We start from the raw sequence: 10921 nt of genomic DNA, 5'->3' as shown, positions 1-10921 counted from the left end.
ACCAACGGAACAATCGATTTCATCCAGACCGAAGAGGGCAGGGCGGTACGGAATACCGACGGCACCTACCGCTATGAATACGATCTGAAGGACCATCTGGGCAATACCCGGGTAAGCACGGATGCCGCAGGCAATGTCATCCAGGAAGACGAATACTATGCCTTCGGCTTAAACGCACCGATATATGCTGCCGGAACAAAAAACAAGTATCTTTACAATGGAAAGGAGATTCAGGATGTCTTAACAGACCAGTATGATTATGGGGCCAGGTTCTATGATCCGGTGATAGGAAGGTTCACTACTGTTGACCCGTTAGCAGAGGTAAGCAGAAAGTATTCTCCGTATGTATATACTTATAATAATCCTATAAGATTTACTGATCCAGATGGGATGTGGACCACAGATGAAGATGGTAATTCTCACACTACTGATCCTGATGAGATTGCTACATTTATCCAACAGCAAAAGAATAAGGAAAAGCACAAATTACAATCTGCGGCTGATGGATATGGTAAATTAATAAGGCGTCATTACAGCGCAACCGTAAATAACTCAAAGCATTCTGCAAAATCTATGTTTGACCAAATTAGGGGTGACTTTTCAAGTTTTGTAGAAGGGCAGTCTTATTTCGAGAATGTGAGTAGAGATGGAGCAATGCAGGAAGGGGATGAGGTATCGATAGTTGGAGGTCCTAGCCTAGGAACCTATTCAAATTCTTTTGTAAATGGCGAAAAACAATATGTAGACGAGGATGGCAACTTTCATACAGGTGCGATACATACTGGAGTTACTGTTATTAATATATCAGAAAGTAAAGATTCTTATAGTATGACTTTTCAAACGTGGAAAGGGCATGTCGAAGCAGGGACAATTACTTTTAGTGTGAAACAGAATGCTAAGGGACAAGTTGTACTAGATATTAATTCTGCTGCTCGTAATAGTAACTTTTTTACAAATGTTATTTATAACTACTTGGGCGGTCGTCAGGCGCAAACTGAACACTGGAATACCTTCTTAAATAATTTCGTTAAAGCTACTGGTGGCACAGTAGTACAAAAAACAATCAAGTGATGATCAACTTCATAGTCCTTATCTCTTTAGTAGGTGTTGTCTTTTTTAACTATATTATTTCAACTAGATTAAATAAAAACACCTGGGTATTAAGAGATTCAATGCGGTTTTTTTTGGGTTCGGCTTTTTTAGTAGTCCTTATAAGTTGGTTTGCAAATATAACTTCTACCGAAAATGTTTCGAACTCCTTAGGGTTAGATAAACTCGTATCATTCAATGCAGTTGCTATTAGAGTAAGGAACACGGTGATAATTGTTAGTTTGCTTTACTTAGCTTATGGTACTTATAAAGAATATGCAAGTAATAAGAAGAACCTTACACTTATTATATCTCTTATCTTACTGACAATATCAGTGCTTTATTTAGTAGGATCCTTATTAGCGGGGGGCTTCTTCATCTAATAAGCTATAATATAATTAGAGGGCACATTCGTGCCTTCTAATTATATTTTTCCAACTGTTTTTTGGCGTTTTTAAGAGCCTGATTAGTACAAAAAACTTGATAGGGCACCGAAAAAATACGGCTTACAAGTTTTGCCAATATGTGTTGGGGCTTCGAAAAGGTATGAATCTTGAAAATAATCTTACCTTCTTCCAGTTCTTCAATCATAAAGGTAGATACACCCTGTTCTATATGCCCTTCCAATGTTTCATATGAAAAGCCTAATCTTTTCGACTCATTAATAATGTTATTAATACGAACTCCCATTAGTATTTTATGTGAGAAGTATCGGGTAGGCGGAAGGAAAGCTTGTTGTACTATAGTGTCACCAACGCACATGTTTCTTTTCTCACTTTTCCATTGACATAAAGCAGTCATTATATAATCAGGGAAGATGTTATAATCAAAAAGAAAGTTAATAGGAAGCTCTGTTAATCTTTTTTTGGTGACAATATCAATTACCGTACTCTTTTCTATTAATCTTTTTTGATCGTATACAATTATGGCTTTTTCTTTAAAGAAGGCCAAGTGCTTTTCAAAATGTTTTTTTTGATCAGTAAGATAAACTTTCATTTACAGATCAATTATTTATAAGCCAACCTTTTCTTGGCGTGTTGTATCAAGCCATCAAGGGAATACATGATATGGCTCTTATCTTCTTCAGGTAGCTTTTGAATGGAAATCACTTTATCCAGGATACTTTGATCCAGCTCTACATCCGTTTTACCCAGCAGGTAATCAAGAGAAACACCTAAAACGTCAGCAATCTTAGCAGCCATTTCTACTGATGGCGTAGCCTCACCACGCTCGTACCTTCCAAGCACATTGGAGTGAATACCTACCTTTTGGGCCAGTTCGCCTTGCGAGATCTTATGTTCCTTGCGGATGGTGGTTAAACGGGTTCCAAAACTCATAACTGTAGTGCTTTTACCTTAAAAGTTAGTGATTGTGCAAAGATAGAAACCTTATTTGTAGTATAAAATTCACAAAAGTTTGATAGATATGGAGATTCCGGAGATGCTGACCCCGTACCGGGCATACTCGGGATACCGGTCCTGCTGAAAAATGATCTCAAGGAGGCGGTAGAGGTCTTCCTACTTATAACGGGCCCGCTCCAGATAATATTCCGGACTGCGGTTCAGCCAGGCCTGATTAGCCGAACTGAGGTGTTCCTTTACCGAAGTATATCCCCCGCTGTAGCTTCTGATATGGACAGCCACCTCATCGATGGCTGCAAAATCCGGCCCTCAAAGGCACTGGCCGACAGTATCTCATCCATGCTTCAGGGGAACGAAGAATTTGTGATGATCGATGCCCAGAAGGTCATACAGGAAGAAGCATTGGCAATCGCCAGGAGCGCCCGACCGTCTAAAAAGAAAGTGTTAATTGTCCGTGGAGGACCGGGAACAGGCAAATCCGTCGTTGCCATCAACTTACTGGTCAAAGCAACCAAGCAAGACCTTTTGAGTTGCTACGTCACCAGGAATGCCGCTCCACGCGCAGTTTATGAAAGCCATTTAACCGGGTCTATGAAGAAGAGCCATATCTCTAATCTATTCAAAGGCTCCGGTTCGTTTGTAGACTCTCCAGGCAATGCGTATGATTTGTTAATCGCAGATGAAGCGCACCGCTTAAGCGAAAAGTCGGGGATGCTGAAGAATAAGGGCGAGAACCAGATCAAAGAAATTATCCATGCCTCTAAATGCGCTGTGTTTTTCTTAGACGAAGATCAGCAAGTCACCCTGCATGATATCGGTTTCGAAGATGAAATTCTCAAATGGGCAAGGTTCTACAATGCCGGGGTAAGCACTATGGATCTGGTTTCACAATTTCGTTGCAGCGGCTCCGATGGCTATTTAGCATGGTTAGATCACACCCTGCAAATTAAAGACACGGCAAACCCTACGCTTAGTACTCAGGAGTACGATTTTCAAGTATTCGATGACCCCGGCAAACTACTCGATGTGATTTTTGAGAAGAATAAAGAGCGTAACAAAGCCCGCCTCCTGGCCGGTATCTGCTGGAACTGGGTCAGCAAAACCGACACCACGAAAATGGACGTTGTTATGCCGGAATATGACTTTGCGATGCGCTGGAACCTGGGTTCCGACGAGATGTTGTGGATGATCAAACCCGAATCAGTTACAGAGGTAGGCTGTATCGTTCGTCATGCCAAACAGCCATTTCATCCCGAGAATTTCTTCATTCATGTAATAAACTTTGAATTCAAAGATCTCTTCGTTAACTTTCTGAAGAAAATAACCGGACTTGAAAAAGGACTATAGAATGTCGACGCAAATGTATTAGAGACCGAATCAGATCGTCCAATTTTTAAACGATATTCTTACTCTAGCATACTATAAGATTAATTAATGAAATATCTTTTCTTTATCGCACTTTTATCGATTTCCTGGTCCGGCTATGGGCAGGAATCCGGGATTGAAAGTAAAACAAAAATCCCTCCATCACCGAATGCCGAATCTTTTGGCAAATACGAGAAGATCCCCATAGGCCTGTTTACTGGTACAACCTCGGTCAGCATTCCGCTGTGGGAAATAAAGGAAGGAGACTATAAACCCTGATGAGATGGAAAAACATATTAATCTTTATGAACGGTAAACCCTCACAATTATATTCAATGACCCAGCTATTTTATCGGCACAGCTCTCTGTTTTTCAGGAAAGTTTTTTCAATAAAAAGACGAAGAGCCATTAAGCATCATTCGGAGGTCCGGAGCATGCTCCGGCTCGCTTCGGTAAGTTTGCTCATCATGCAAACATCTATGCATGCAAGTGGCCAGGGAGTCAGTAATGCGCCGTTCCGGCCCAAGCTATCCGTCAGTCCCGAAGCAGCCCAGATGGCAAAGTACGGAGATATTCCGGTGGGCCTTCACACTGGAGTCCCCTCGGTGTCCATACCGCTTTACACCATAAAGATCAAAGGCTACCAGTATCCTATAACCCTTAACTATCATGGAGGGGGAATAAAAGTCGAAGACATTGCATCCAATGTAGGACTAGGATTCACCTTAACAGCAACAGGAGGTATCTTTAGCTCAGTAAATGGTCTTCCCGATCTGGAAAGCAAAGGTTTTGCCCTGTCGGCCTCATCCCCGGAGTATAAGATACCCGATCAGTTAAACGCAGGCTATGTCGGATATAATCCTGACGCCTCCCAAGGCGATGGAGGACCCTTATACAAGTATGCCACATACGTAGTAAACGGCGACACCGATTCACAACCCGACCTGTTTTATTACAGTTTTAACGGGAAGAACGGCAAATTCTGCTTCGACCAGTACGGCCAGGCCCATACTGTGCCTTTTCAACCTTTAAAGATCAGCTGGGTCAATAATAGCCAGCCACGGTTTACCATTACGGATGAACAGGGAGTGCAGTACCTGTTTGAGAAGATAGAATCCACTACACGGGAGAACCCTTGCCCTGGTTCTTCAGGTAGTGCCAGCTGGGTGTTGACCAAGATCCGGTTGCAGAACGCCGACTCTATCGAATTTCATTACAGCCAGGTATCCTATTCCTATAAAGCCCAATTAGGGTTCTCCCGGTACAAGGCCATTTCGGGAGGAACGGTCCCGCCGGAAGATTGTAACATGAGTCAGGACCGGATGCTGGTAAGCTCGCAAAGACTGGAAAGGATCACTTCCTCATCCGGCCATGACATCACCTTTGTTTATGAGAACGACAGGACCGACCTGCCAGGCACAAAAAGCCTCGGTAAGGTCCGGATAAAAGAAGGAGAACGCACCCGGATCTACGAACTGGAATACGGATATTTCGGATCACTGACAGGAGATCAGGACAGCAGGCGGCTGAAACTCCAGCGGATAAAGGATCCCGAGGGCAACTACTATACATTCTCTTATAAAGAATCTATTGGCATACCTTCCCGTATGTCTTACGCACAGGACCACTGGGGATTTTACAACGGGAAACCCAATCAGACCCTTTTGCCAAAAGAAAATCAATACCAGTTTGACGGCGCAGACCGGGAGGTCGACACCGCGTACTCGTCCGTTGCCATCCTTAACAGGGTACAATATCCCACCGGTGGCTACACAGCTCTCAGGTTTGAACCAAATGATTACTGGTTCCAGGGGAATGAACGCACAGAAGAAGACTTTTCGGTGTCACTCTATTCCGTAGCAAATCAAACGGTGACCCGCAGTTTTACATTAGACGTCCCTGCCCGGGTTTATTTGTCTTACAGCTCGTCCAAACCATCTGGAGGTGGTGGTGGGATCGGAGGAGATGAGGACGAAAGTGATGCAGGTTTTTCCCTTGGGATTACCGGGAGCAATGGGTTCAGCTATTTCTGTGCGATCAATTCATCCGTCACCCGGGCAGCCTTTGACCTGGCTGCCGGAACCTATACCCTCACCAATACCGTATACGGGAGCAGAACAGCATTTATTAAAGCGGAGTTCAAAAAGACGACCGATCAGTATATAGAGAAAAATAAGTTTGCCGGCGGGTTGAGGATCAAAGAAATATGGACGTACCCGGGTACAGGCAATCCCACCGTTAAGCGGTTTGAATATACAAGAGACGGCAGATCGACAGGAAAAATAAACTTTTTCCCCGTTTATACCCGCCTTTATACCCATGCCGCAGTCGATTATACATTTGAACGGATATCGGCTTACAATTTCTGGCACCAGACCTCCACATCCCTTTTTCCCCTGGGCGCCAGTCAGGGGGGAGCTGTGGCGTATACGGAAGTAACAGAATATCAGGAAGGCGGCGAGGCTGGAAAAACAGTGAACCGTTTTTCCTTTGAACGGGACTCAGGTGGAAGCCAGGAAGACCCGCAATCTCCCGTGACGGGCTATGACTGGATGAACGGCAACCTGTTGGAACGAGAGGTCTTCAAAAAAAAGGGTACGGCGTATTTAACTATACAGAAAGAAAACTACTACCACTCTGTGCAACAGGAGGATTTGTTTTGGAACAACCATTATCTGCCCAATACTCTGGTATCCGATCCTGCCCGCCGGGGGCTTGGCCTGGCTATTTCCAGGCACACGCCCCATGTGCTGTTCGGCACCCGGGCCATCCAGGCCACCTATAAAGTAAACAGCTACCGGATCATTTCAAACTGGCTCAGGCTGGATTCCTCCACGGTCACCTCGTTCAATACTGAAGGCAGCACATCCGTTCCCGAGATAACCACCAGGCACCGGTATTTATATGATAATATGGTCAACCTTCAAAAAACCGAGGATCGTGAAACCAGCAGCCGTTCTGGCGAGGTTGTAACGCAGTACAAATATCCCCATAGTTCGGGACTAACAAGCAGTCAGCCAGCGCTAATTGCCTTACAGTCAGCTTACCGGATCAATGAAGTCCTGGAAACTGAAAAGGTCAACGGACAAGGTCGTGAAAAAACAGTGATCCTTTTTAAAGACTGGGGTAATGGAATATTACAACCGGAGATGCTTTTGACCGCACAAAACGCCGAACAGCCGGAAGTAAGGATCCGCTATCTCGGATATGACGGACGGGGTAACCTGAAAAGTCAATCGCAGGCAAACGGTCCTCTCTTCTCTTACCAATGGGGCTATAATAAACAGTACCCGACCAGCGAAGTCAAAAACGCCACAGAGTCGGAGTTCTACTCGGAGAACTTCGAAGAAACCGCCGGAGCGACGGCGGGAGCAGCCCATACCGGCAAGAAGTACTATAGCGGGAGCTATACCGTCAGCTGGCCTGTTCCCAACAGCCGGAGCTACGTACTCAGCTACTGGTACCGGCAGGGCGGCATCTGGAAGTACTCCGGCCAGCAGCCCTACAGCGGTCCGGTGACCCTTTCGACAGGCGATGCCTTCGACGACATCCGCATCCACCCGTCGGATGCCTGGATGACCACCTATACATACGAGCCCCTGACCGGCATGAGCAGCAGTACCGACGAAAAAGGCAATACCGTGTATTACCAATATGACAGCTTCGGGCGGCTGCAGTACATCAAAGACCGCAGCGGCGCCATCCTGAAAGATTGTACCTATCACTATAAACCATAAACAGATGAAGACCCTCCAGAATAACATCATATTCTTTAAGCCGGTACCTATGTGGAACCTCCGGGTATTTTCTAATTCGTTACTCTCCAATGTTAATCGCAATTTGTATCATATAACAATAATTAAGCTCCTTTTCAATGACACAATCAGAGCTTGTCAGTTGGGAAGATCATTCAAGCTTTTCAATAAAGACTGTTTATGGTGCTTGTCCCATGTGGCAAACACCATGATTTTTTCTATTCATCATCAAGCAAAGGTTAAGTACAGTCGCCTTCAGCTTGGGGCAAGTAACTCTTTCGACTTTTTTCTGAAGTTTCTTTCTCTTACGGTTTTAGTCGTTTCTGTCCACCAATTACAATTGTGTGCACAAGAGATACCTCTTTCTGAAGCGACAAATATTATCCCTCCCAGGCCGGACGCATCTAATCTGGGACGATACGGAGATTCTAATTTGAATCTTTCTTCCGGCCAGGTAGATCTTTCAGTTCCCCTCTTTTTCTTAAAAGGAATAGGCCTGAATTTACCGGTATCTCTTTCATATAATCATCTTGGGATTCCAGTGGATGAACCCTCTGGTATTGTCGGGGCTAACTGGAGTTGTTTAAGTATTGGAATTATCACGCGAGCCGTTATTGGCCTTCCGGACGACGAACCTGTTACAGGCTACAATGATGCGCACAGGTACGTTGACTCGGTACGAGGAGGGTTATATACGCCTAAATCGATGAACGACCCTTTGCTCCTTGCTGCTAATGGCCGCCTAGATTTGCAGCCGGATCTGTTTTCCTTTTATTTTAATGGAAGATCCGGATCATTTTTTTATAATCCCGATAGTTCCAAGTACTATACCATGCCTTATTCAAAATTGAGAATCGAAGATTATAACAATGGTTTTAAATTAACTGACGAAAAGGGATTTTCCTATTACTTTGAAAAATCATCATCTACAATTTCCGATTTCACAACCCCCAACGGAACGCAGGATTTTTCCTCATCTTACAAAAGTTACTGGTACCTCACTAAAGTAGTGGCACCTGACGGAAATGTTGAATTTGAGATAGATTATTATGCAGAAACAGCTAATAGTTCAAGTCAATACTTTGTACAAAACTATGATTACCGTGCATCAGGCGGTGGATCGTGTGTGTCTGCTCCGAACCCAGCCGCATTTCCGCTTGATCGGATTTCCTCCTCTATAACTATGATAAACCGTCGGGAGCTTTTGGTTAGTCGTGTAAAAGCACCTGCCAGCAGCTTATATTTCTTTTATCAGCGCGAGATGGACGGTAGTGTAAAAATTGATTCAATCAGCCAGATTTCAACTGATAATAGCATAAACCATTGCTGGCGTTTTTACCAGGGTAAATATGCGAGCAGTCAAAAAATACGTCTGGACTCAATCTGCTATTTTGTAAAAGGAAAACGAGCATATTCCTATCAGTTTACCTATTACCCCGGGCAAGTTGCAGACCAGGGAAACAAAGGCCAGGACCACTGGGGTTTTTATAACGGTGCCAATAATTCAACACTTGTTCCTAAAATATGGTACTCAAACCAGTTTCTAGGAAAAGCAGACAGGAATCCTTCATATACGAATGCCGTGGCAGGCGTTCTTGCCAGTGTTAAATATCCTACCGGTGGCACTACCACTTTTGATTATGAGTTAAATACCTGTGGTTACAATGTTTCAGAAAATAATCCTGTTAGTGAGCCAGTATACGGAAGTAAAAATTACTTCTTGTCCCGAAGTAACAACTCTGAAGGTCCGGGGGAGTCAACCAAGTCGTTCTTTTTAGCGGAGGCCGGGCCGGTAACCTTTAGTACTTACAGAGATAACTGTAACAATAGAGGCGGGAACTGCTCTCAAGAGCCGTCTTTAACTCAAATATCTGTAGATGGGATTTCCGTGACAGGGGCTGCCAAAAAGAATGTCTCTAAAACTATATCACTGTCTGCAGGCGATCATATAGTCAGGATTGGAACCCCAAATCCAAATGATTATGGAGAAGTGAGCTTCGTCTGTAACACCATAACCGGATACGCAAAAAAAAAGACTGTTGGAGGCCTTCGAATTAAAAGAATCACAGCAATGGATGTAGCTACCGGGAATAAGAATATCAGAAAGTTTGAATATATGGATTTTAAAGAATCCGACCGTTCATCGGGCATTATTTTGTCTTCACCTGAATATACATATTATACAACAACGGGGATTAATTGTATTGGCGGAACGTTGCCTGGATGTTCTAGTTTTATCTCCTATTTAACCGTGTCCGGCAGAAGCAATACGGACTTGTATTTTACAGGAGGGACTATTGTGTCTTACACCAGGGTACTCGAGCTCTTAGGAGAAAATGGGGAGAATGGAAAAGTAGAACATATTTTTTCATACGAACCGGATAATAGTGTAAAAAGCTTCCCTTTTTCAGGCTTGAGTTCGTCTAAATGGAAGAGGGGACTCCCGGTTCAAACAACATTCTACAATTCTCAGGGAAGAGTAATACAACAAGAAATAAACGAATACTTGACAGATGAATCGAAAAACAGGACAAAGGTAGAAGGACGTAAACTGGGTTTTTTGACTTATTGTCCATATCAAAATAATATGTCAAGAATAACATATGGAGACATGAGATACATCTCTGAATGGATTTGTTTGAGGAAAAATATCAGGAATTACTTTGATCAGGAAGGAAATCCCCAGAGTATAACAGCTGATTACACTTATAATCCTTCAAACCTTTTAATGTCGGTAGTGAAGACCAGTAGGAGCGATGGTGGTCAGGATTTGGTTTACTACCGTTATCCTGTAGATTATTACGTAATATCCGATGATGACGTAGCATTAAGGACACTCAAACAAATGCAGAACAAAAATATGCTGGATTATCGGATCGAGGAAACTAACTCATATATCAAAGATGGACAAGAATGGATTAAAGATGGCCTGTTAACACTGTATAGAGATTTCAATTCAGGTAATTTATATCCATCTGTTACGTACGTAACAGAATCCGATCAGCTTAGACCGTTCACTGAGCTTACCAAGGTCCGAAATGGAATACTGGAAAAGAGCTCGGATTATCGGGTTTTAAAGGAGTTTAATTCATATACCTCTACTGGGAAGCCAGTTTCTTTAAAAGAGCGTGAATTTGCGGTGCTCTCTTACCAATGGGGCTACAATAAACAGTACCCGACCAGCGAAGTCAAAAACGCCACAGAGTCGGAGTTCTACTCAGAGAACTTCGAAGAAACCGCCGGAGCGACGGCGGGAGCCGCCCATACCGGCAAGAAGTACTACAGCGGGAGCTATACCGTCAGCTGGCCTGTTCCCAACAGCCGGAGCTACGTACTCAGCTACTGGTACCG

7 protein-coding genes are annotated in these 10921 nt (G+C 43.8%); 5 read left to right on the top strand and 2 right to left on the bottom strand.

What is annotated here, in order from left to right; all coding sequences use genetic code 11:
- Positions 1 to 1071: RHS repeat domain-containing protein (locus DDR33_RS24530; RefSeq protein ID WP_146198862.1), on the top strand; the 1071-nt coding region annotated here is incomplete at its 5' end.
- A gap of 438 nt (positions 1072 to 1509) precedes the next feature.
- Here DDR33_RS24530 and DDR33_RS24520 read toward each other — a convergent pair.
- Positions 1510 to 2085, bottom strand: coding sequence for a DUF1990 family protein (locus tag DDR33_RS24520; protein ID WP_202913841.1), 576 nt, complete (start codon positions 2083 to 2085; stop codon positions 1510 to 1512).
- Positions 2086 to 2096: 11 nt separating this feature from the next.
- On the bottom strand, positions 2097 to 2426 hold the full coding sequence (locus DDR33_RS24515) for a helix-turn-helix domain-containing protein (RefSeq protein WP_109418437.1): 330 nt from the start codon (positions 2424 to 2426) through the stop codon (positions 2097 to 2099).
- A 294-nt stretch (positions 2427 to 2720) separates the two neighbouring features.
- Between DDR33_RS24515 and DDR33_RS24510 the strand changes: the two genes are divergently transcribed.
- The 4 genes from DDR33_RS24510 to DDR33_RS24495 all read left to right on the top strand — a co-directional run.
- Positions 2721 to 3797 (top strand): DNA/RNA helicase domain-containing protein, encoded by a 1077-nt coding sequence (locus DDR33_RS24510; RefSeq protein WP_109418436.1) that lies wholly within the window; start codon positions 2721 to 2723, stop codon positions 3795 to 3797.
- 87 nt (positions 3798 to 3884) lie between these two features.
- Complete coding sequence (locus tag DDR33_RS24505; RefSeq protein WP_109418435.1) at positions 3885 to 4094, top strand: hypothetical protein; 210 nt, start codon at positions 3885 to 3887, stop codon at positions 4092 to 4094.
- A gap of 188 nt (positions 4095 to 4282) precedes the next feature.
- Positions 4283 to 7552, top strand: coding sequence for an RHS repeat domain-containing protein (locus DDR33_RS24500; RefSeq protein ID WP_146198861.1), 3270 nt, complete (start codon positions 4283 to 4285; stop codon positions 7550 to 7552).
- Positions 7553 to 7778: 226 nt separating this feature from the next.
- Positions 7779 to 10921, top strand: a 3143-nt coding sequence (locus DDR33_RS24495) for a hypothetical protein (RefSeq protein ID WP_146198860.1), incomplete at its 3' end; no start/stop codon positions are given.

The sequence above is a fragment of the Pararcticibacter amylolyticus genome, from assembly GCF_003130405.1.
Taxonomy (GTDB): Bacteria; Bacteroidota; Bacteroidia; order Sphingobacteriales; family Sphingobacteriaceae; genus Arcticibacter; species Arcticibacter amylolyticus.
The sequence above is the reverse complement of the archived record's forward strand: the minus strand, read 5'-3'. Positions and strand labels throughout refer to the sequence as shown.